We start from the raw sequence: 20,800 nt of genomic DNA on the forward strand, positions 1-20,800 counted from the left end.
GTTCGCCATCAATTTAGAAAGATTCTCGATGCTGCAAGAGTTACTACTGTTTTCGCCCCCAGCCACCCTCGGCGCCGCCGTCATCGCCGCCATCTTCGGCCTGCTGGTCGGCAGTTTCCTGAACGTCGTCATTTACCGCATGCCGAAGATGATGCAGCGCGAGTCGGACAACTATGTGGCCTCCGAGTCCGGCCAGCCGCTGCCGCATACCGACCGCTTCAACCTGATGGTGCCGCGCTCGGCCTGCCCCCAGTGCGGGCACCAGATCACGGCGCTGGAGAACATTCCCGTCATCAGCTGGCTGGTCCTGCGCGGCAAGTGCAGCAGCTGCAAGACACCGATCCCGGCGCGCTATCCCATCATTGAAGCGCTGACCGCGCTGGTTTCCGGCCTGCTGGTGTGGACCTTCGGCAGCGGTTATACCGGCATGGCGACCCTGCTGTTCGCCTACCTGCTGATCGCCATGACCTTCATCGACGCCGACACCCAGCTGCTGCCGGACGACCTCACCTATCCCCTGCTGTGGGCCGGGCTGCTGGTTAACCTGAACGGCACTTTCGTGCCACTGCAGGACGCCGTGATCGGCGCGGCGGCGGGCTACCTGGTGCTGTGGTCCATCTACTGGCTGTTCAAGCTGCTGACCGGCAAGGAGGGCATGGGCTACGGCGACTTCAAGCTGCTGGCGGCGCTGGGCGCCTGGCTGGGCTGGGTGATGCTGCCGACGATTATCCTGCTGTCCTCGCTGGTGGGCGCCGTGGTGGGCATCAGCCTCATCGTATTCGCCAGGCGCGGCCGCAACAATCCCATCCCCTTCGGCCCCTATCTGGCGGCGGCGGGCCTGATCGCCCTGCTCTACGGCGGCCCGATCTCCGAATTTACCCGCCACCTGCTCGGTTAAAGCCATGGAACGCTTCACGGTCGGCCTGACGGGAGGCATAGGCAGCGGCAAGAGCCTGGTGGCAAAGATGTTCGCGGAGCGCGGGGCCAGCATTGTGGATACCGACCAGATCGCCCGCGCCCTGACCGCACCCCATGGCGCGGCCATGCCCGCCGTGCTGGCAGAATTCGGCGCCGACTTCGAAGACCGGGACGGCGCGCTGGACCGCGCGAAGATGCGCGCCCTCGTGTTCAGCGATCCCGGCGCCAAGCGGCGGCTGGAGGCCATCCTGCACCCCATGATCCGCGAGGCCGTGTTTGCCGAAGCACAACTGGCCACCGGCCCCTATGTCATTTTCGATATTCCCCTGCTGGTGGAATCGGGCAGCTGGAAGTCGCGCGTGCACCGCGTGCTGGTGGTGGACTGTCCGGAAACGCTGCAGTTGCAGCGCGTGATGGCCCGCAATGGCTTATCAGAAGAACAAGTCCGCGCCATCATGTCGGCCCAGGCATCACGGCAGGCAAGGCTGGCAGCGGCCGACGATATCGTGGACAACAGCGGCGAAATTGCTGCCCTGCTGCCCCAAATCGACCGTTTACACCATTTTTATCTGGCATTTTCCGGGGGACGGCAGACAATAGACAAGCAACGTTTGTAATTTTGCCTAGCATGGTTCAGAATCACGGGAATTCTCACAGGCCCATCACACGAGGGATGTCACTTTGATCGTCTACGAATATCCTTTCAACGAGCGCATACGCACGTTGTTGCGGTTGGAAGACCTGTACGAGAAATTCAAGTTCTTTGTGCATCAGGAACACCCGATGCAGCACCACGTAGCCCTCTCCACGATCTTCGACATGCTGGAAGTCGCCGGGCGTGCCGACCTCAAATCCGATCTGCTGCAGGAACTGGAACGCCAGCGCCAGACGCTGATGGGCTACCGCTCCAACCCCGCCGTGCAATCCGAAATGCTGGACAAGGTGCTCGATGAGCTGGACATCGTCTCCAGCGCCCTGGTCGCCTCGCAGGGCAAAACCGGCCAGAACGTGCGCGACAATGAATGGCTGATGAGCATCCGCGGCCGCACCATCATCCCGGGCGGCGCCTGCGAATTCGACCTGCCGTCCTACCACGCCTGGCAGCAGCGCCCGGCCGACCAGCGCTTCACCGACATCATCAACTGGTTCACGCCGCTGTCGCCGCTGTTCGAAGCGCTGCGCCTGGTGCTGCGCCTGCTGCGCGATTCCGGCACGCCGAAGAAGATGATCGCCTCGGCCGGCAGCTACCAGCAGATGCTGCAGGGGAAGGTATACCAGATGCTGCGCCTGACGGTGGATGAATCGCTGGGCGCCATCCCCGAAATCTCGGCCAACAAATACATGCTGTGGGTGCGTTTCACCAGCCAGGGCGGGGACTTGAAGCCCAAGCCGCTGGAAGAAGACGTGCCTTTCGAACTGACCCTCTGCAATTTCTGAACATGCCAACCGTAGTCGATTGCCCGACCTGCTCCAAAAAAGTGGAGTGGACAGAAAAGAACAAGTACCGCCCCTTCTGCTCCGAACGCTGCAAGCAGATCGATCTTGGCGCCTGGGCCGAAGAGAAGTACACCATCCCCGGCGCGGCCCCCACCGACCCGCTCGACGATCCCAACGCTTCCAACTGATGAAGAACGTCCTGTTCGCGCTGCTGCTGGCGCCTGTGCTGGCGCTCGCCGCGCCGTCCTCCGATGAGCTGTTGCAGCTGGACGCGCGCTGGAACGAATACCGCCTGAAGGGCGACGCCAAAGCGCTGGCGCCGCTGCTGGCGGATGACTGGATGCTGACGCATTCGGACGGCAAGGTGGAATACAAGACCGGCTACCTGGCCAAACTGGGCACGGGCAGCCGGATCAACACCTCAATCACGAATGAAGACGTGAAAGTGCGCCGCTATGGCGATATGGCGGTGATTACGGGTGCCAGCGTGCAGTCCGGCATCGGCGACGGCAAGCCCTTCAGCGGCAAATTCCGCTTCACCCGCGTCTGGATCCACCGCGACGGCCAGTGGCTCATGACCACCTCCCACTCCTCCCGCTTCCCCTAAAAGTTGCCCAAAAAATGGGGACAGACCCGGATTAAAATAATCCGGGTCTGTCCCCATTTTTCAGGAAATATTGCGGTCGATCCATTCGAGCAGGGGGATGGTGGCGGGGAGCAGGGGCTCTACTTCTACCGCGCCTTGCCAGGCGAAGGCCTGGCCCTCCAGGCTTTGCGGCTCGCCGCGGAAGTCGCGGCTGATGAAGAAGTGCAGGCGCACGTGGGCGTGCTCGTAGACGTGCTCCACACCGCACCACTCCTCGGCGCTTAGCACTTCCATGCCCAGCTCTTCCATGAACTCGCGCTTCAGCGCTTCGAGGATGGTTTCGCCGGGATCGACTTTACCGCCGGGGAATTCCCAGTAACCCGCGTAAGGCTTGCCTTCGGGACGCTGCCCCAGCAGCACGTCGCCGTTCGGCTTCATCAGGATGCCGACCGCTACATCGACCGGCGCTTTTTTTTCCGTCATAGTTTTCCTGCGTAGTCGCGCGCGAATTGCCAGGCCACCCGGCCGGAACGTGAGCCGCGCTGCAAGGCCCAGCGCAAGGCGTCGCCGCGCGCTTCTTCAATCTGCTGCGCCGTGCAGCCGAAGCTGCGCAGCCAGTGCGCCACGATGTCGAGGTAGTCGTCCTGCCGGAAGGGATAGAAGGACAGCCACAGGCCGAAACGCTCGGATAGCGAGATCTTTTCTTCCACCGTTTCGCCCGGATGCAGGTCACCGTTGTCGTCCGTCTTGTAGCTGGCGTTGTCCGACATGCGCTCGGGCAGCAGGTGGCGCCGGTTCGAGGTGGCGTAGATCAGCACATTGTCCGACGGTGCTGTCACCGATCCGTCCAGCGCCACCTTGAGCGCCTTGTAGCCGCTCTCGCCTTCCTCGAAGGAGAGATCGTCGCAGAACACCACGAATTTCTCCGGCCGCCCGGCTACCAGGTCGATGATGTCGCCAAGATCGGCCAGGTCGGCCTTGTCCACTTCGATCAGGCGCAGGCCCTGTCCTGCGAACTGGTTCAGGCAGGCCTTGATCAGCGAGGACTTGCCGGTGCCGCGCGCGCCCGTCAGCAGCACGTTGTTGGCCGGTTTGCCGGCCACGAACTGGCGCGTGTTCTGTTCGATCTGCTCCTTCTGCACGGCGATATTGTGCAGGTCATCGAGCTGGATGCGCGAGGCGTGCGTGACGGCCTGCAGCCAGCCCTGCCCGCCCTGCCGCTTGCGCCAGCGGAAGGCGTAGGCGCCCTGCCAGTCCGGCGCAGGCGGCGCGGCAGGCAGCAGCGCTTCAACGCGCGCCAGCACTGCTTCGGCGCGCGCGAGGAACTCTTCGAGCGCAGGCATCAGGAACGGTAGTCGGCGTTGATGGAGACGTAGTCGTGCGACAGGTCGCAGGTGTATACCGTGGACGCCGCCGCGCCGCGCGCCAGCTTCACGCGCACCGTGATTTCGCTTTGCTTCATCACGCGCTGGCCGTCTTCTTCCTTGTAGTCCGGATTGCGTCCGCCGTCTTTCGCGACCCATACATCGTCCAGCCACATATTGATCTTGCTGACGTCCAGGTCGTCCACGCCCGCATAGCCGATGGCGGCCAGGATGCGGCCCAGGTTCGGGTCGGATGCGAAGAAGGCGGTCTTCACCAGCGGCGAGTGGCCGATGGAGTAGGCGATCTTGCGGCACTCTTCCACACTCGCGCCGTCTTCCACGCTGATGGTGATGAACTTGGTGGCGCCTTCGCCGTCGCGCACGATGGCCTGCGCAAGGAAGACCGAGAGTTCGGTCACAGCGGCGGCCAGCGCCTTGTATTCCGGCGAGTCCACGGAGTTCACTTCCAGCGTGCCCGCGCCGGTGGCGATCAGCATGAAGGAGTCGTTGGTCGAGGTGTCGCCGTCGATGGTGATGCAGTTGAAGGATTTGTCGGCAGCCTCTTTCACCAGTACGTCCAGCACCGGCTGCGCCACTTTCGCGTCGAAGGCAAGGTAGCCCAGCATGGTGGCCATATTCGGCTTGATCATGCCTGCGCCCTTGCTGATACCGGTCAGCGTGACCTTGTGGCCCGCGATGTCCACGGTGCGCGAGCCGGCTTTCGGCTGCGTGTCCGTAGTCATGATGCCTTCGGCGGCGTTGAACCAGTTATCGGCCTTCAGGTTCTTCACCGCTGCGGGCAGGCCGGCCTTGATCTTTTCAACCGGCAGCGGCTCCAGGATCACGCCGGTGGAGAAAGGCAGGATCTGCTGCGGGTCGAGGCCCAGCTCCTGCGCCAGCGCTGCGCAGGTGGCGTGCGCATTCGCCAGGCCGGCTTCGCCAGTGCCCGCGTTGGCATTGCCGGTGTTGACCATCAGCGCGCGGATCGGCTTGCCGCCGGATTTGGCCCTGGCCAGGTTGTCCTTCGAAATCTGCACCGGCGCCGCGCAGAAGCGGTTCAGCGTGAACACGCCGGAAACGGTTGCGCCCTCGGCGAGCTTCATCACCAGCACGTCCTTGCGGCCAGGCTTTTTGATGCCTGCTTCGGCATAGCCGATTTCAATACCGGCAACAGGTTTCAGGTCGGCGGCGACAGGGATAGGAGAATTAACGGCCATTGTGGTTTCTCGTGCAAGTATGGAAAAAACGCTATTGTACCTACTTAAATACGACACAAAAATTAGTGCTCTAGCACTAGTTGCCGGCCCTCCATTTCATGCCGCATGGAAAATCCTTAACATATCCGCTGCGCGCAAGCTTACTTCCTTCCACCCAATACGCGCGCACCGCTACGGCGGCATAACAATACATTGGATCCCACAATATGAAGAAGCACTTCCTGAGCGCAGCCGTGCTGGCCGCTCTGGGCTTGAACGCCCAGGCCAACACGCTCGGCGGCGACAACCTGACCATCAGCGGCTTCGGCACGCTGGGTGTGGCCAAGAGCAATACCGACGAAGCCAAGTTCGCCCGCTACAACCAGGCCACCGGCGTGGGCGATTCGCCGCGCCTGGGCCTGGACACCAACCTCGGCCTGCAGGCGAGCTACAAGTTCAGCGAGCAGCTGTCCGGCACCGTGCAGGTGCTCACCCGCAAGAACACCAGCCCCTCCTTCACCACGGACCTGACCTGGGCCTTCCTGAAATACCAGGTGAACGATGAACTGTCGGTGCGCGCAGGCCGCATGGCGATGCCGATCTTCCTGATCTCGGACTACCAGAACGTGGGCTATGCCAACACGATGATGCGTCCGCCTATCGAGATGTATGGCCAGGCCCCGCTGGAAAACGTGGACGGCGCCGACATCAACTGGCAGCGCGCCTTCGGCGACACCAATGTGACGGTGCAGGTTTTCGGCGGCGTGAGCCGCGGCAAGCTGTTCATCCCCACCGGTGGCGGCTCCGTGGCAAAGCACCAGTCGCCGGCCTACGGCTTCAATGTGTCGGCTGAACACGGCCCCTTCACCGCCCGCCTGGGCCACGCCCGCGGCGATATCGACAGCAGCAACGTCGGCCCGATCAACACCCTGGCCAATACGCTGACCGCCGTCGGCTTCGCACAGGTGGCGCAGGACATCACGCTCAAGGGCGGCAAGAAAATTGCCTTCACCTCGCTGGGCCTGTCGATGGACTGGAAGAACATCGTGCTGCAGACGGAATACGCACAGCGCCGCGCCAAGGAAGCCGTGTACATCCCCGATACCAACGCCTGGTACGCAATGGCCGGCTACCGCTTCGGCAAGGTGCTGCCTTACTACGCGCACGCTGCCTATGAAGGCAAGGGCAGCTCGGTCACGCTGCCGGCATCGCTGGCGCGCACCGGCGTGCTGGGCGCCACGGTGGCGAACCTGCTGGTCTCGCCGGAGCAATCGTCCGACCTGATCGGCGTGCGCTGGGACTTCGCCAAGTCCATGGCCCTGAAAGTGCAGGTGGACCGCGTGAAGCCCAAGGTCAAGGGCGGCCAGCTGGTGTTCGGCCCTGCTGCCGGCATGAAAAACGACGTGACTGTGGTTGCCGCCGCAGTGGACTTCGTGTTCTAAGGGGGGACTGACAATGAAGAAGATTCTTGCAGCCCTGCTGCTGGCCGCTGCCGCGCCGGCATTTGCCGAGACCGTGGTGATCGTCAACCCGGCCAATCCCGCCACCCGCATGTTCAGCGAACAGGCGGCCCAGTTCTTCCTCGGTAAATCGGCCATGTTCACGCCGATCGACCAGGCGGAAGGCTCGCATATCCGCAATGACTTCTACCAGAAGATCGCGGACAAGGATGCGGCGCAGGTTAAGGCGATCTGGTCCAAGCTGGTGTTTACCGGCAAGGCCACGGCGCCGAAGGAGATGAAGTCGAACGCCGATGTGAAGAAGGCCGTTGCGGCCGACCCGAAGGCCATCGGCTATATCGACAAGTCGGCGGTGGACGATACCGTCAAGGTCATCCTTACCCTTCCGTAATCAGCCTGTCTTCAGGTAGCGCTGCACGATGGCCTTGAAGTCGTCTACCTGGAAGGGCTTGGACAGGTAGTCGTCCATCCCCGCCTGGCGGCAGCGCTCGCGGTCTCCCGCAATGGCGCTCGCCGTCAGCGCAATCACCGGCACCCGTTCCTGCCCTGCTTCCGCTTCGCGGGCACGCAGGATGCGGGTCGCTTCATAACCGTCCATCACGGGCATCATGCAGTCCATCAGCACCAGGTCGTAGCGCTTGCGCGCCAGTGCTTCCACGGCCTGCTGGCCGTTATCCGCTTCATCCACTTCGAAACCCATGCGAGTGAGCAGGATGCGCACCAGCATGCGGTTCATCTCGGTGTCTTCAGCAAGGAGTACCTGGAACGGCATGATCGTCTCAGGCCTCGTATTCCGCAGCGAGGGGATCGGCCCTGCTGGCGCTGACTTCGGCCATCACGCCTTCGAACTGGCGGCTCAGCTCCACCAGGTGCTGGTCGAATGCTTCCAGCGCCGCACCGCGCGCCGCGCTTTCAATCTGCTGCAGCAGGGCCGTCAATTGGCCCGCGCCGACCAGCATGGTGCTGCCCTTCAGCGCATGGCTGGCATGGGCGATTTCGCCCAGGTCGCGCCGCCCGAGGGCCGCGCGCAGGCGCTCGTAGGCATCCGGGCCGATGCTGAGGAACACATCGGATAACTGCCGGAATGCGCCCGGATCGCCGCTTACAGCCGTCAGCAGGACCAGTGGGTCGATAAAGCGGTAGGGCGGCATGGCAATCTCCGTCAAAAGCCTTCACGGCTATAAATATAACAGATTCGGGAGAATTGTTATATTTAACTACGTGATTTTTGGGCGATGCAGGCCTTGAGGTAGCCGCGGAGTTCATCCGGGTTCACCGGTTTCGGGAAAAATACAACGCCGGACGGGATGCCGCCCCGCAGTTCCAGGTCTTTCGGCGCCATGCTCGACAGGATGGCGATGTGCATATCGGCCAGCTCTGGGTAGCCGAGGATGGTTTTGATGACCTCATAGCCATCCATTCCCTCCATCACGATATCGGCCAGCAGGATATCGGGGCGCTGGCGCGCGATCTCGATCAGGGCCTGGTAGCCGTTGTCGCACAGGCGCACATTGAGCGGGAGATCCCATTGCTGCAGGTTGCGCTCGTACAGGGCGCGCTGCATGGGATTGTCCTCGATGATCAGCACCGAGGCCTCGCCCGGCTTGCCGGCCGGCGCCGCGCCCTGGGCCGGAGCGCCGCTGGCTGCCTTATAGGCGTGGATGGCCGCCAGCGGAATGCGCCGGTGCCCGCCCTTGGTCTTCCAGGCCTCGATCACGCCCGCTTCCACCAGCTGCTGCACGGACGTGACGGAAATGCCCAGCATCTCGGCTGCTTTCTGGGTCGTGCAAACCTCGTCGGAGGGTGAGTTGCTCGTCTTCATTACTTAACTATACCATTTTTTATGATTTCGATAGAAAAAACAAATCTACCGAATTTACCGAATTCAACAATTTTGAATTACAATGGAGCCATCCAAGTAGCCAACCATCAACAAAGGAAGCGTTATGAGACTGCAGAACCTGAGGATTGGACAACGCCTCGCCCTGAGCTTCGGCGCGGTCATCGTTGCCATGACTGCGCTCGGCGCAATGCGCACTGCGGGCATGGTTGAGACTATCCGCTTCCTGAAAGACGACAGCTACCAGCAAACGGTGCAGGCGCATATCGCGAAGGATGAACTGAACCGCATTGCGCGCAGTATGCGCAATGCCCTGCTGATGGATGATGCAAAGGAAGCGCTAGAAGAAATCGACAAGATTGCGGACAGCAGCCGGAAAATCAGCGCGGCGCTCGACCGCCTGGCCGCCGACAACACCGATGGGGAGTCCGGCCGCCTGTTCAGGGAAGTGCTGGCCGCGCGCGAATCGTTTGTCGCGGAGCGTGGCCGTTTCCTTGACCTGCTGAAGGCCGGTAATAAGGATCAGGCGAGACTGCACCTGCTCGGCACCCTGCGTCCGATTCAGCTGGCATACATGGCCACACTCGACAAATTCGTGGAACGCCAGTCGCTGGAGATGAAGGAAGCGGGCGATGCCGCGGAAGTGCAGGCGCTGGAAACCCGTTACGAGCTGATGGCAATGGCCGCCGTGGCGGCGGCGCTGGCGAGCGTGCTGGCGTATTTCGCCACCCGCAGCGTATCCCGCCCCCTGCAGAGCGCCGTGAAGTTCGCGGACCAGGTGGCAAACGGGGACCTGAGCTGCACCATTGAAGTTCGCGGCAATGACGAAACAGGCCAGCTGCTTCGCGCCTTGCAGACCATGAATGCCCGCCTGTCCGATGCGATCCGCCAGATCCGCCAGGGCGCCGACACCATGTCAACCGTGGCCGGTGAAATCGCGAGCGGCAATATGGACCTGTCGTCCCGTACCGAGCAGCAGGCCAGCGCGCTGGAGGAAACGGCATCGTCGATGGAAGAGCTGACCAGCACTGTGGCACAGAACAATGAGAACGCGCAGCAGGCCAACCAGCTGGCCGTGCAGGCCTCCGAAGTGGCGCGCGACGGCGGCGTCGTGGTGGCGGAAGTGGTGCAGACCATGGATGCGATCAACGATGCCTCGCGCAAGATTGTGGACATCATCAGTGTGATCGACGGCATCGCCTTCCAGACCAACATCCTGGCGCTGAACGCTGCCGTGGAAGCGGCGCGCGCCGGCGAACAGGGCCGCGGCTTCGCCGTGGTGGCGAGCGAGGTGCGCAACCTGGCACAGCGCTCCGCCACGGCGGCGAAGGAGATCAAGCACCTGATCGACGACACCGTGGGCAAGGTCGGCGAAGGCAGCCGCCTCGTTGGACAGGCCGGCGTAACGATGAACAATGTGGTCGACAGCGTGCAGCGCGTGACCGACATCATGAGCGAGATCATGGCCGCCAGCCAGGAGCAGCGCGCAGGCATCGAACAGATCAACCAGGCCGTGAGCGACATGGACTCCGTCACTCAGCAGAACGCGGCGCTGGTGGAGGAAGCGGCTGCCGCTTCGGCATCCATGCAGGAGCAGGCGGCACAACTGGTGCAGGCGGTGGCGATCTTCAGGCTGGGCAGCCAGGCCGCGCAAGGGCCTGCCGCACCGGCAAGCCGCGTGGCCGGCCGGTTGCAGCGTCCCGCCGTCCACCACATGCCGCTGCCCGCCGCGGCTTAACCGAATTAATTGACTGAACGAGGTAAACGATGAAGATGCATAACCACGATAGCCGCAACTCCTTCGATTGCGACGCCAATGGCTTGCTGGATGCGCTGCTGCAGCGCTACGGCCTGAAGAATGATGCTGCCCTGTGCCGCATCCTGGACGTGCAGCCTTGCCTGATGAGCAAAATCCGCCACGGCAAGCAGCGCATCAGCGCCGACATGATGTTGCGGATTCATGAAGTCTTCGATATGCCGATTGCGGAAATGCGCACGCTGATGCGCGCCGAACAGTTCTATCCGCGGATCCGGCCAGTGCCGGTGGTTACGTACTCGTCTTAAGCAGCAACCGTTTTGTGAGGGTAGGTTTTTGCCGCGAGCGCAGATAGCGCCCGCGGCATTTTTTTTAGCCGATCAGGCAAGGCGGCCGTGGCAGGCCTTGAACTTCTTGCCGCTGCCGCATGGGCATGGGTCGTTGCGGCCCACTTTGACGCCCATCTGCACGGTGGCGTTTTCCTGGCCGGCCGGCATGGCGACTGGCGCCAGCAGTTCTTCCGGCGCGGCGTTCGGGTTGAAGTCGGCGTGCTGGTAGTGCACGTTCTCCACGTGCGAAGCGGCCAGCGCTGCTTCCGCTGCCTCCACCTCTTCGCGCGACTGGATGCGCACCGTCATCACCATCTTGATCACGTCGTTCTTGATCATGTCCAGCATCTGGCCGAACAGCTCAAAGGCTTCGCGCTTGTATTCCTGCTTCGGATTCTTCTGCGCATAGCCGCGCAGGTGGATGCCCTGGCGCAGGTGATCCAGCGCCGCCAGGTGCTCGCGCCAGTGGCTGTCCACGCTTTGCAGCATCACGTTGCGTTCGAAGCCGCCAAAGGCTTCCTTGCCCACGACGTCGATCTTGGCCTGGTATTGCGCATCGGCGGCAGCCAGCACGCGTTCCAGCAGGTCTTCGTCGGTGACGTTGCTTTCCTTCTCCAGCATCTCCACCAGCGGCAGGTCGATATGCCATTCGGCAGCCAGCTGCGCCTGCAGCTTGTCCACGGTCCACTGCTCTTCCACCGATTCTTCCGGCACGTGCTCGCGCACCAGGTCGGTGAACACGCCGTGGCGCAGGTTCTGGATCATGTCGGAGACGTCGGTCGCTTCCAGCAGCTCGTTGCGCTGCTGGTAGATCACCTTGCGCTGGTCGTTGGCCACGTCATCGTATTCCAGCAGCTGCTTACGGATATCGAAGTTGCGGGCCTCGACCTTGCGCTGCGCGGATTCGATGGAACGGGTAACGATGCCCGCTTCAATCGGTTCGCCTTCCGGCATCTTCAGGCGTTCCATGATGGCGCGCACGCGGTCGCCCGCGAAGATGCGCAGCAATGGATCGTCCAGCGACAGGTAGAAGCGCGAGGAACCCGGGTCGCCCTGGCGGCCGGAACGGCCGCGCAGCTGGTTGTCCACGCGGCGGGATTCATGGCGCTCGGTGCCGATGATGTGCAGGCCGCCGGCCGCCACCACTTCATTGTGCAGCGCCTGCCAGCCGTCGCGCAGGCTCTGGGCCTGGGCCGCTTTCTCGGCGTCGCCCAGGTCCGGATTCGCTTCGATGAACTGGATCTGCTTCTCGACGTTACCGCCGAGGACGATGTCGGTACCGCGGCCCGCCATATTGGTAGCGATGGTGATGGCTTTCGGGGAGCCTGCCTGCGCAATGATTTCCGCTTCACGCGCGTGCTGCTTTGCATTCAGCACGTTGTGCGGCAGCTTGGCCTTGGTCAGGATGCCGGCCAACAGTTCCGAGTTTTCGATCGAGGTGGTACCCACCAGCACCGGCTGGCCGCGCTCGTAGCAGTCGCGGATGTCGTTCAGCATGGCGCCGTATTTTTCCTGGGCCGATTTGTAGACCTGGTCCTGGCGGTCCTTGCGCTGCGACGGGCGGTTCGGTGGAATCACCACGGTTTCGAGGCCGTAGATTTCCTGGAATTCGTATGCTTCGGTGTCGGCGGTACCGGTCATGCCGGCCAGCTTGCCGTACATGCGGAAGTAGTTCTGGAAGGTGATCGAGGCCAGGGTCTGGTTCTCGTTCTGGATCTTCACGCCCTCTTTCGCTTCCACGGCCTGGTGCAGGCCGTCGGACCAGCGGCGGCCCGTCATCAGGCGGCCGGTGAATTCGTCAACGATGACCACTTCGCCGTTCTGCACCACGTATTGCTGGTCCTTGTGGTACAGCGCGAAGGCGCGCAGCGCCGCGTACAGGTGGTGCACCAGCGTGATGTTGGCGGAGTCGTACAGGGAAGCGCCTTCCGGCAGCAGGCCCATCTTGGTAAGGATGGCTTCGGCCTTCTCGTGGCCCGCTTCGGTCAGCAGCACCTGGTGCGATTTCTCGTCCTTGGTGTAGTCGCCCGGCACTTCGATCTTGCCCTTGCCGTCCGGCGTTTCTTCGCCCACCTGCAGGATCAGCTGCGGCGGCACTTCGTTCATCTTGTGGTACAGGTCCGTATGGTTCTCGGCCTGGCCGGAAATGATCAGCGGCGTGCGCGCTTCGTCGATCAGGATCGAGTCCACTTCATCGACGATGCCGAAGTTCAGGCCGCGCTGCACGCGGTCGCGCGCTTCGAACACCATATTGTCGCGCAGGTAGTCGAAGCCGAATTCATTGTTGGTGCCGTAGGTGATGTCCGAACCGTAGGCTTCCTGCTTGGCGCTGTGCTCCATCTGCGACAGGTTGATGCCGGTGGACAGGCCGAGCCAGCGGTACAGCTTGCCCATGGTTTCGGCGTCGCGCTGGGCCAGGTAGTCATTGACGGTCACGATGTGCACGCCCTTGCCGGACAGTGCGTTCAGGTAGGCCGGCAGCGTGGCGGTCAGCGTTTTACCCTCGCCGGTGCCCATTTCGGCAATCTTGCCGTAATGCAATACCATGCCGCCGATCAGTTGCACGTCGAAGTGGCGCATCTTGAACACGCGCTTGGACGCTTCGCGGCAGACGGCGAAAGCTTCGGGCAGCAGGTCATCCAGCGTTTCGCCCTTGGCGATGCGCTCCTTGAACTCAGGCGTTTTCGCCTGCAGCTCTGCATCCGACAGCTTTTCGAATTCAGGCTCGAGCGCGTTGATCGCTTTTACCGTTTTTTGATATTGCTTGAGCAGACGCTGGTTGCGGCTGCCGAAAATCTGGGTCAGTAAGGACATGCTTGAATTCTTGAATTAACGCCGTTTGTAAAAAAGAGCTCGCTTTGCTGCCGCCGGCCCGCCAATGGCAAAAGACCGTGATTTTATCATGCGTTCTGGGCAAGATAAGGGTGGACGGCTGTATCACAATAGCGCGGGGGGAAATATTAACACCCGGAACTGCAAATACTATGTGCGCTGGCGCTCTCAGCCTGCGGGGTGCTAAGCTGTGTCCTATGCGCTTTAACTCCCCCAACCAGTTCGGCAAGGCCATCGAGGCAACGGATTTCCTGCGCCGCAATGACCGGCTCGCCGCTTTGTTGCCAGCAGTGCAACGAATGGCCAGCCTGCAGCGCGACTGCGCCGCCGTGCTGCCGACCGCTTTCGCTTTCTGCGAAATCATTTCGTTCGAGGGGGAGGTGCTGGTGCTGTCCACACCGAATGCGGCCCTGGCGGCCAAGCTCAAGCAGCAGCTGCCCAAGCTGCAGGAGAAGCTGCAGCAGAAGGGCTGGCAAATTAGCAACATCCGGCTGAAAGTGCAGATGATGCGCAGCGCCTCGGTGGCGCCGGTGGAGAAGCGCGAGCTGTCGCTGCCGCCGACGGCCGTGGATTCCTTCGCCCAGCTGAGCGAGACGCTGGAACCTACCGCGCAGAATGAAAAGCTGATCGCCGCGCTGCGGGCCATGGTGGCCCGGCGCCGCTAATTAAACGACCACTCCTGCTCCATCTGCTTCGCGTAGGAAGGCGGGGCCTTTTCCACTGAATCGTAAGTCACGATCTCGTAAGCGTCCGGGTGTTTGAGCAGCTCGCGCAGCAGCTGGTTGTTCAGCGCGTGGCCGGACTTGTGCGCCTCGTAGCTGCACACCAGCGGATGGCCGACCAGATAGAGGTCGCCGATGGCGTCCAGGATCTTGTGGCGCACGAATTCATCGTCGTAGCGCAGGCCGTCCGAGTTGAGGATGCGGTATTCGTCCATCACGATGGCGTTTTCCAGCGAGCCGCCGCGTGCCAGGCCGATCCCGCGCAGCATTTCCACGTCCTGCATGAAGCCGAAGGTGCGCGCGCGCGCCACCGCCTGCACATAGGACACATCGCCGAAATCGACGTTCGCGCGCTGCGCGGTACCGTCCACGGCGGGGTGATTGAATTCGATGAAGAAGTCCAGCTTGAAGCCGTCGTGCGGCACCAGTCGGGCCCACTTTTCGCCGGCGCCCTGCCCTTCGCGCACTTCCACCGGCTTCAGCACCTTGATGAATTTCTTCGGCGCCTCCTGTTCTTCCACGCCGGCCTGCTGCAGCAGGTAGACGAAGGACGATGCCGAACCGTCCATGATGGGGATTTCTTCGGCGGTGACGTCGATGAAGAGATTGTCGATGCCGAGGCCCGCGCAGGCGGACATCAGGTGTTCGACGGTAGAGACGCGGGCATTGTCCTTGATCAGCACCGAGGCCATGCGCGTATCGCCCACGGCCATGGCGCTTGCCGGAAACACAACAGGCGGATCCAGGTCGACGCGGCTGAACACGATGCCGGTATCCGGCGCGGCAGGACGCAAGGTCAGCACGACCTTGGTGCCGGAATGCAGCCCCACACCGGTGGTGCGGACCATTTCTTTAATAGTGCGTTGTTTGAGCATGCGCCGATTATATCGGCTTCCGCTCAGGGATGCTCCGCCTCGGCATGCACGGCCTCGCGCCGCACCAGGTAGATGCCGCTGCCGATAATGATGGCCGCACCCAGCAGGGTATAGGAATCCGGCAGCGTATCCCACAGCGCCCAGTCGATCGCCACGCCCCAGGCCAGCGCCGTGTACTCGAAGGGGGCCACAATCGAAGCCTTGCCGATGCTGAAGGCCTTGGTCAGCGCCAGCTGGCCAAGGAAGCCGGTGACGGCCAGCGCCACCAGGATAGGCCAGTGTGCGGCCTGGATCGGCACCCAGTTCGGCCAGGCCAGCGGCAGCGCGCCGATGCCCATCAGGGCCAGCACCCAGAACATGATGTGTTCCGGCGCATCGGTACGCGCCAGGATGCGGCTGGCAATCGCCGACACCGCATAGCAGGCCGCCGATGCCAGCACCGCCAGGCCCGCGACAGAAATGAAGTTCGTGCCCTCCGGCCGCAGCACCACCAGCACGCCCACCAGGCCCACCACGATGGCGCCCCACTGCGTGGCGTCCACGCGCTCCTTCAGGATGAAGACCGACAGCGCGGTGATCAGGGCCGGGGCGATGAAGAAGATGGAATAGGTTTCGGCCAGCGGCAGCGACTTGAGCGCATAGGCGAACATGGACAGCATGCCGATGCCGATCACGCCGCGCAGCAGGTGCAGCGGCCAGCGCACGCGGAAAATGCCGCGGAAGCTGCCACGGTAGGCCATGAAGGCGCACACGATGGGCATCGAGGTCACGCAGCGCAGCACCGTCACCTGCATGGCCGGGTAATGCTCGGCCAGCAGCTTCATCGTGGTGTCCATGCAGGCGAACATGGCGACGGCTGCCACCATCGCATAAATACTGTGCAGGTTTTCCTTGGCGTTCACGGCGCGACTCGACTTTATTTTTTCTTGGGTCAACCATTGTACGCAATGCCCGGCGTCCGTGCTTGAGCCGCAAGCCCGCCACAAGCCATATGGCGAATCGTGCGCTGCCGCCGGCGTTGTATGATATCGCCATGAGCACGCCCAACAAAGAAACCAAGCCCCTTTACGAAGTCCGCAACTCGCCGGTACACGGCAACGGCGTTTTCGCCGCGCGCAAGATCCCGGCGGGCAAACGCATCATCGAGTACACCGGAGAACGTGTGGATTGGGACGAAACCTGCCGCCGCACGGAAGCCAAGGGCGGCCCGATCAACCATACCTTCTTCTTCACGCTCAACAACGGCCTGCTGATCGACGGCGGCGCCCAGGGCAATGATGCGCGCTTCATCAACCACTCCTGCGAGCCGAACTGCGAAGCCGTCGAAGAGGACGACCGGGTCTTCATCCACGCCCTGCGTCCCATCGACAAAGGCGAAGAGCTGAACTACAACTACGGCCTGATCTACGAGGCCAGGCACACGAAGAAAGTGAAGGAAGCCTTCCGCTGCCTGTGCGGCGCACCTTCCTGCACCGGCGTGATGCTCGCGCCTAAGAAGAAGCAGAAGAAGAAGTCTAAATAATCCCCGGTTCGACCGGGACCAGGCGACCATTCCCACCCGCGCGGCGCTGTAATAAGATGCGCCTGCGAGTGTATGGTCGCCGCCACCGGGCAGCAGGCCGCGTTCCCATCACTCCCCGATTGATGTGAACAGGAGACTGCCCATGTATCGTGCCTCACTTCGTCTTTCCAGCGCCGCGCTGACCGCCGCGCTGCTTGCTGCCTGCTCCGGCGGCGACAATTCCACACCAGCCCCCCAGCAAAGCCTCGCGCAAGGCAGCGCCGTCCAGGGCGGCGCCCCCGAAGCCAAGAAGAAACCCAAACCGGTGGCCTGCGCCGACATGAACGGCCAGAGTGTTCCCGCGTCTTCGCTCGGCCTGCCGACGGGCGGCGCCAGCGTGACTTCGGCCACGCTGGTAACGCCTGCCGAGGGCGTGCAGTACTGCCAGCTGCTGGGCAAGATCATTCCTTCGGTATCGGCGCCCGCAGGCACGCCGGATATCCGCTTCCAGCTCAACCTGCCGACGGACTGGAACGGCAAGGCCGTGCAGATGGGCGGCGCGGGCTATGGCGGCGTGGTGGTTGATGCCACCGGCGCCGTGCCCTTCGCGCCGGGCTTTGCGCCGCTGCAGCAGCGCTTCGCCACCTACGGCTCGGATACCGGCCACGTGGGCGGCGTCGGCAGTGCGGAATTCGCGCTGAACGAAGCGGCCATCGCCAACTTCGGCTACGAACACCTGAAGAAAACGCACGACGCGGCGTTCGCCCTGATCAAGCTGCACTACGCGGAAGCGCCAAAGCGCTCCTACTTCGCAGGCGGCTCCACCGGCGGGCGCGAAGGCATGACCGCGATCCAGCGCTATCCGCATGACTATGACGGCGCGGTCGTCAGCGCACCGGCCATTAACTTTGCGGGCGTGCGCCTGCATGGCGTGAAAGTCGGCCAGGCGGCTTATGGCGTTCCGGGCGGCTACCTGAACCAGACCAAGCAGGCGCTCGTGCACAGCACCGTGCTCGCCCACTGCGATGCCGACGACGGGCTGCAGGATTCCATCGTGGGCAATGTGGCCGCATGCCGCACGAAGTCGGCGGCCATCACCGCAGCGCTGCGCTGCCCCGGCGGCGCCGATACCGGCAACAGCTGCCTGTCGGATGCCCAGCTGAATACTGTGAACGTCATCGCAAGCGACCTCGTACTGCCTTACCAGCTGGCGCACGGCGTGAACCGCCACCACGGCTACAACATCCTGCAGGGCGCGAACTTCGCGCCGGCGCCGGGACTCGGCTCCTCGCCCGACCTCGGCTCGCCTCCCGGTGCGCTCACCAACGGCTACCTGTTCTCACAGGGTGACGGCTACATCAAGTATTTCATCACGAAGAACAGCACTTACAGCTCGATCGGCTTCGATATCGCCAATCCCGGCATGTGGCAGCAGCGGCTGGTGGACATGTCGGGCATCGTCGGCGCCACCAATCCGGACCTGGACGCCTTCCGCGGCCACGGCGGCAAGCTGATCGTGCTGCATGGCCTGGCCGATGAAGTGATCAGCCCGAACGCGACCATTGCCTACTACCAGGCGCAGATCGCAAAGATGGGGCAGCACAACGTCAACAAGTTCATGCGCTTCTACACGGTGCCCGGCCTGGGCCACTCGGTCGGCACCTTCGTCCCCTCGTGGAACGCGGTCGATATCCTCGACGACTGGGTCAGCAAGGGCGACGATCCCGAGACGCTGAAAGGCGTGGACGTCAACGCGGCAACCGCCGGCCGCTCGCGGCCACTCTGCCGCTATCCGGCCTTCCCGCGCTACAAGGGCCACGGAGACGTGAACAAGGCCTCCAGCTATCAGTGCGCCACAAGCTGAGCCAGGCCAGGCGGATACCTCGTAGCCCTCCTGGGAAAGATACATGGGGTACCTCTCTTGAAAAAGGCGTTTTTCTAAACGCCGCCAATCACTGCTACAACCCGCTATAGTGCGCTAATCCTTACTACAATTTAGCTTGAGATATCGCGGAATAGTGGCAGCTATAGCGAAGTAGCGGGGATTAGCACGTTTTAGTAAAACCGAAAAAAAACAGTTAGCCTACCCAGTCCTCCTGCGGGAGATCACAGCAAAAAAAACGGCGCCTCAGGGGCGCCGTTTTGCGTCGGGCTGCGTGAATTACAGCTGGCCGAGCAGGGTTTCGGCGTTCGAGACTTCGAACTTGCCCGGCTGTTCAATGTTCAGCTGCTTGACCACGCCGTCTTCCACCAGCATCGAATAACGCTGGGAGCGGGTGCCCATATTGTGCTTGCTGAAGTCGGCGTCCAGGCCCAGGGCCTTGGTGAAGGTGGCGTTACCGTCGCCCATCATGCGCACGATGCCGGTGGATTTCTGGTCGCGGCCCCAGGCGCCCATCACGAAGGCGTCGTTCACGGAGATGCACCAGATTTCGTCCACGCCCTTGGCTTTCAGCGCGTCGGCGTTCTTGACGTAGCCCGGCACGTGCTGTGCCGAGCAGGTTGGGGTGAAAGCGCCCGGCAGGCCGAAGATCGCGATCTTCTTGCCCTTGACCAGGTCCTGCACATTGAATACGTTCGGGCCGAGGGAGCAGCCTTCGGTCTCGACTTCGATGAATTCTGCCAGCGTGCCTTCCGGCAGCTTGTCGCCTACTTTAATGGTCATGGATGACTCCTGTTCTGTTATTCGGAAATGAAAAAGCCGCGCAGCGCGCGGCTTGCCGGACGTATTGTGCCACGTCCGGCGATTAAGCTCCCGGACTGCTATCAGTCAGCCTGCTTGCGCAGGAAAGCCGGAATGTCGTAGGTTTCCATGCCGTTCTTTTCCATGGCGCGCACCTGCTCGGAAGCCGATTCGCGGCGCCATACGGCTGGCGCCTTCATGCCTTCGAAGCCCTGGGCGCTGCCCATGGTCACGGTGCCGCCAGCTGCCGCGCCGCCCAGTGCTGCCGATGGCATCACAGGAGCATTGTGGGTGCCGGTACGCAGCATTGGCTGAGGCACCAGCTGCACGTGCTTCTTGCCCTTGCCCAGGCCCGTTGCCACCACGGTGACGCGGATTTCGTCGCCCATGGAGTCGTCGTAGGCGATACCCTGTGCAATCGATGCATCCGGTGCAGCGAAGGCGCGCACGGCAGCCATGACTTCCTTGATCTCCTTACCTTTCAGGCCACGTGATGCGGTCACGTTGACCAGCACGCCGCGCGCGCCGGACAGGTCGATACCATCCAGCAGCGGCGATGCCACGGCCTGCTCGGCAGCGATACGTGCGCGGTCCACGCCGGAAGCGGTCGCGGTGCCCATCATGGCCTTGCCCTGCTCGCCCATGATGGTCTTCACGTCGTTGAAGTCGACGTTGATGTGGCCTGGCACGTTGATGATCTCGGCGATACCGGCAACGGCGTTGTTCAGCACATCGTCCGCGTGCTGCAGCCATTCGATCAGCGATTCGTCTTCGTAGATCTCTTCCAGCTTTTCGTTCAGGATCACGATCAGGGAGTCGACGTTCGCGGCCAGCTTTTCCAGGCCTTCATCGGCGATGTCCATGCACTTCTGGCCTTCGTGCGAGAAAGGCTTGGACACCACGGCCACGGTCAGCGCGCCCTGGGCCTTCGCCACTTCGGCCACGATCGGCGCAGCGCCGGTGCCGGTGCCGCCGCCCATGCCGGCAGCGATGAACACCATGTGCGCGCCGCGCAGCGCGTCTTCGATGCGCGCGCGGGACTCTTCGGCCAGCTGGCGGCCAACGTCAGGCTTCATGCCCGCACCCAGGCCGGTCTCGCCGATCTGGATGATGTTATTGGCTTTGGAAGTCGACAGCGCCTGCGCGTCGGTATTGGCGGCGATGAATTCAACACCGCTCATCCCCTTGTTGATCATGTGCTGCACTGCGTTGCCGCCTGCGCCACCGACGCCGACCACCTTGATGACCGTACCCAGCGATGCGTTATCGACCATATCAAACTCCATGATGTGCTCCTAAGA

Annotated in this window: 23 protein-coding genes; 12 read left to right on the plus strand and 11 right to left on the minus strand. The window is 62.6% G+C overall.

The genetic code is table 11. The features are described from left to right. Positions 1-28 precede the first annotated feature (28 nt). The 5 genes from ACJRPG_RS16690 (at position 29) to ACJRPG_RS16710 (ending at position 2,962) form a co-directional block, all read left to right on the plus strand. Complete coding sequence (locus ACJRPG_RS16690) at positions 29-898, plus strand: prepilin peptidase (protein ID WP_408001221.1); 870 nt, start codon at positions 29-31, stop codon at positions 896-898. 4 nt (positions 899-902) lie between these two features. Beyond that, the gene (coaE, locus tag ACJRPG_RS16695) at positions 903-1,535 is read left to right on the plus strand and encodes a dephospho-CoA kinase (protein ID WP_408001222.1); all 633 of its coding nucleotides are present in this window, start codon (positions 903-905) and stop codon (positions 1,533-1,535) included. A 64-nt stretch (positions 1,536-1,599) separates the two neighbouring features. Continuing rightward, positions 1,600-2,355: a cell division protein ZapD gene (zapD, locus tag ACJRPG_RS16700; protein ID WP_408001223.1), complete on the plus strand. Its 756-nt coding sequence runs from the start codon at positions 1,600-1,602 to the stop codon at positions 2,353-2,355. Positions 2,356-2,357: 2 nt separating this feature from the next. Further along, entirely contained in the window at positions 2,358-2,543 is a 186-nt protein-coding gene (gene yacG, locus ACJRPG_RS16705; protein WP_408001224.1) for a DNA gyrase inhibitor YacG, read from the plus strand. Further along, complete coding sequence (locus tag ACJRPG_RS16710) at positions 2,543-2,962, plus strand: nuclear transport factor 2 family protein (protein WP_408001225.1); 420 nt, start codon at positions 2,543-2,545, stop codon at positions 2,960-2,962. Before yacG ends, ACJRPG_RS16710 begins: the two co-directional genes overlap by 1 nt. 60 nt (positions 2,963-3,022) lie before the next feature. Here ACJRPG_RS16710 and ACJRPG_RS16715 read toward each other — a convergent pair whose 3' ends face one another. The 3 genes from ACJRPG_RS16715 to argJ are packed head-to-tail and all read right to left on the minus strand — an operon-like array spanning position 3,023 to position 5,522. Beyond that, positions 3,023-3,424 (minus strand): NUDIX domain-containing protein, encoded by a 402-nt coding sequence (locus ACJRPG_RS16715; RefSeq protein WP_408001226.1) that lies wholly within the window; start codon positions 3,422-3,424, stop codon positions 3,023-3,025. Next, on the minus strand, positions 3,421-4,284 hold the full coding sequence (locus ACJRPG_RS16720; protein WP_408001227.1) for an ATP-binding protein: 864 nt from the start codon (positions 4,282-4,284) through the stop codon (positions 3,421-3,423). Before ACJRPG_RS16720 ends, ACJRPG_RS16715 begins: the two co-directional genes overlap by 4 nt. Further along, positions 4,284-5,522 (minus strand): bifunctional glutamate N-acetyltransferase/amino-acid acetyltransferase ArgJ, encoded by a 1,239-nt coding sequence (gene argJ / locus ACJRPG_RS16725; protein ID WP_408001228.1) that lies wholly within the window; start codon positions 5,520-5,522, stop codon positions 4,284-4,286. The genes ACJRPG_RS16720 and argJ overlap by 1 nt, the downstream gene beginning before the upstream one ends. A gap of 206 nt (positions 5,523-5,728) precedes the next feature. On the opposite strand from argJ, the gene ACJRPG_RS16730 reads away from it, so the two are divergent. Continuing rightward, complete coding sequence (locus ACJRPG_RS16730; RefSeq protein WP_408001229.1) at positions 5,729-6,943, plus strand: porin; 1,215 nt, start codon at positions 5,729-5,731, stop codon at positions 6,941-6,943. A gap of 13 nt (positions 6,944-6,956) precedes the next feature. Continuing rightward, complete coding sequence (locus ACJRPG_RS16735) at positions 6,957-7,352, plus strand: type 2 periplasmic-binding domain-containing protein (protein ID WP_408001230.1); 396 nt, start codon at positions 6,957-6,959, stop codon at positions 7,350-7,352. On the opposite strand, the gene ACJRPG_RS16740 is transcribed toward ACJRPG_RS16735, so the two are convergent. The 3 genes from ACJRPG_RS16740 to ACJRPG_RS16750 form a co-directional block, all read right to left on the minus strand. After that, complete coding sequence (locus tag ACJRPG_RS16740) at positions 7,353-7,733, minus strand: response regulator (protein WP_408001231.1); 381 nt, start codon at positions 7,731-7,733, stop codon at positions 7,353-7,355. Positions 7,734-7,740: 7 nt separating this feature from the next. Continuing rightward, on the minus strand, positions 7,741-8,112 hold the full coding sequence (locus tag ACJRPG_RS16745; RefSeq protein ID WP_408001232.1) for an Hpt domain-containing protein: 372 nt from the start codon (positions 8,110-8,112) through the stop codon (positions 7,741-7,743). 62 nt (positions 8,113-8,174) lie between these two features. Continuing rightward, complete coding sequence (locus tag ACJRPG_RS16750) at positions 8,175-8,783, minus strand: response regulator (RefSeq protein WP_408001233.1); 609 nt, start codon at positions 8,781-8,783, stop codon at positions 8,175-8,177. Between the two features lie 124 nt (positions 8,784-8,907). Between ACJRPG_RS16750 and ACJRPG_RS16755 the strand changes: the two genes are divergently transcribed. Together ACJRPG_RS16755 and ACJRPG_RS16760 are read left to right on the plus strand one after the other, a co-directional pair. Then, positions 8,908-10,539, plus strand: a complete 1,632-nt coding sequence (locus tag ACJRPG_RS16755) for a methyl-accepting chemotaxis protein (protein ID WP_408001234.1) — start codon at positions 8,908-8,910, stop codon at positions 10,537-10,539. A 29-nt stretch (positions 10,540-10,568) separates the two neighbouring features. Continuing rightward, on the plus strand, positions 10,569-10,865 hold the full coding sequence (locus tag ACJRPG_RS16760; protein ID WP_408001235.1) for a helix-turn-helix domain-containing protein: 297 nt from the start codon (positions 10,569-10,571) through the stop codon (positions 10,863-10,865). Between the two features lie 72 nt (positions 10,866-10,937). On the opposite strand, the gene secA is transcribed toward ACJRPG_RS16760, so the two are convergent. Beyond that, complete coding sequence (gene secA / locus ACJRPG_RS16765) at positions 10,938-13,700, minus strand: preprotein translocase subunit SecA (protein ID WP_408001236.1); 2,763 nt, start codon at positions 13,698-13,700, stop codon at positions 10,938-10,940. A 215-nt stretch (positions 13,701-13,915) separates the two neighbouring features. Here secA and ACJRPG_RS16770 point away from each other — a divergent pair, with 215 nt between their 5' ends. Further along, positions 13,916-14,383 carry a DciA family protein gene (locus ACJRPG_RS16770; RefSeq protein ID WP_408001237.1) on the plus strand — a complete coding sequence of 156 codons (468 nt, stop codon included), beginning with the start codon at positions 13,916-13,918 and terminating at the stop codon, positions 14,381-14,383. Here the strand turns inward: ACJRPG_RS16770 and lpxC are convergent. Next, positions 14,380-15,315, minus strand: a complete 936-nt coding sequence (lpxC, locus tag ACJRPG_RS16775) for a UDP-3-O-acyl-N-acetylglucosamine deacetylase (protein ID WP_408001238.1) — start codon at positions 15,313-15,315, stop codon at positions 14,380-14,382. The two genes, ACJRPG_RS16770 and lpxC, sit on opposite strands and share 4 nt — an antisense overlap. Before the next feature lie 23 nt (positions 15,316-15,338). Then, complete coding sequence (locus ACJRPG_RS16780; RefSeq protein WP_408001350.1) at positions 15,339-16,181, minus strand: DMT family transporter; 843 nt, start codon at positions 16,179-16,181, stop codon at positions 15,339-15,341. Positions 16,182-16,348: 167 nt separating this feature from the next. Between ACJRPG_RS16780 and ACJRPG_RS16785 the strand changes: the two genes are divergently transcribed. Together ACJRPG_RS16785 and ACJRPG_RS16790 are read left to right on the plus strand one after the other, a co-directional pair. After that, complete coding sequence (locus tag ACJRPG_RS16785) at positions 16,349-16,837, plus strand: SET domain-containing protein (protein WP_408001239.1); 489 nt, start codon at positions 16,349-16,351, stop codon at positions 16,835-16,837. Between the two features lie 142 nt (positions 16,838-16,979). Further along, positions 16,980-18,680 (plus strand): tannase/feruloyl esterase family alpha/beta hydrolase, encoded by a 1,701-nt coding sequence (locus ACJRPG_RS16790; RefSeq protein ID WP_408001240.1) that lies wholly within the window; start codon positions 16,980-16,982, stop codon positions 18,678-18,680. A gap of 297 nt (positions 18,681-18,977) precedes the next feature. On the opposite strand, the gene ACJRPG_RS16795 is transcribed toward ACJRPG_RS16790, so the two are convergent. Next, positions 18,978-19,481, minus strand: a complete 504-nt coding sequence (locus ACJRPG_RS16795) for a peroxiredoxin (RefSeq protein ID WP_408001241.1) — start codon at positions 19,479-19,481, stop codon at positions 18,978-18,980. Positions 19,482-19,582: 101 nt separating this feature from the next. Next, positions 19,583-20,785: a cell division protein FtsZ gene (ftsZ, locus tag ACJRPG_RS16800; RefSeq protein ID WP_408001242.1), complete on the minus strand. Its 1,203-nt coding sequence runs from the start codon at positions 20,783-20,785 to the stop codon at positions 19,583-19,585. Positions 20,786-20,800: the final 15 nt, after the last annotated feature.

It is taken from the genome of Pseudoduganella rhizocola, assembly GCF_045984285.3.
Lineage (GTDB): Bacteria > Pseudomonadota > Gammaproteobacteria > Burkholderiales > Burkholderiaceae_D > Rugamonas.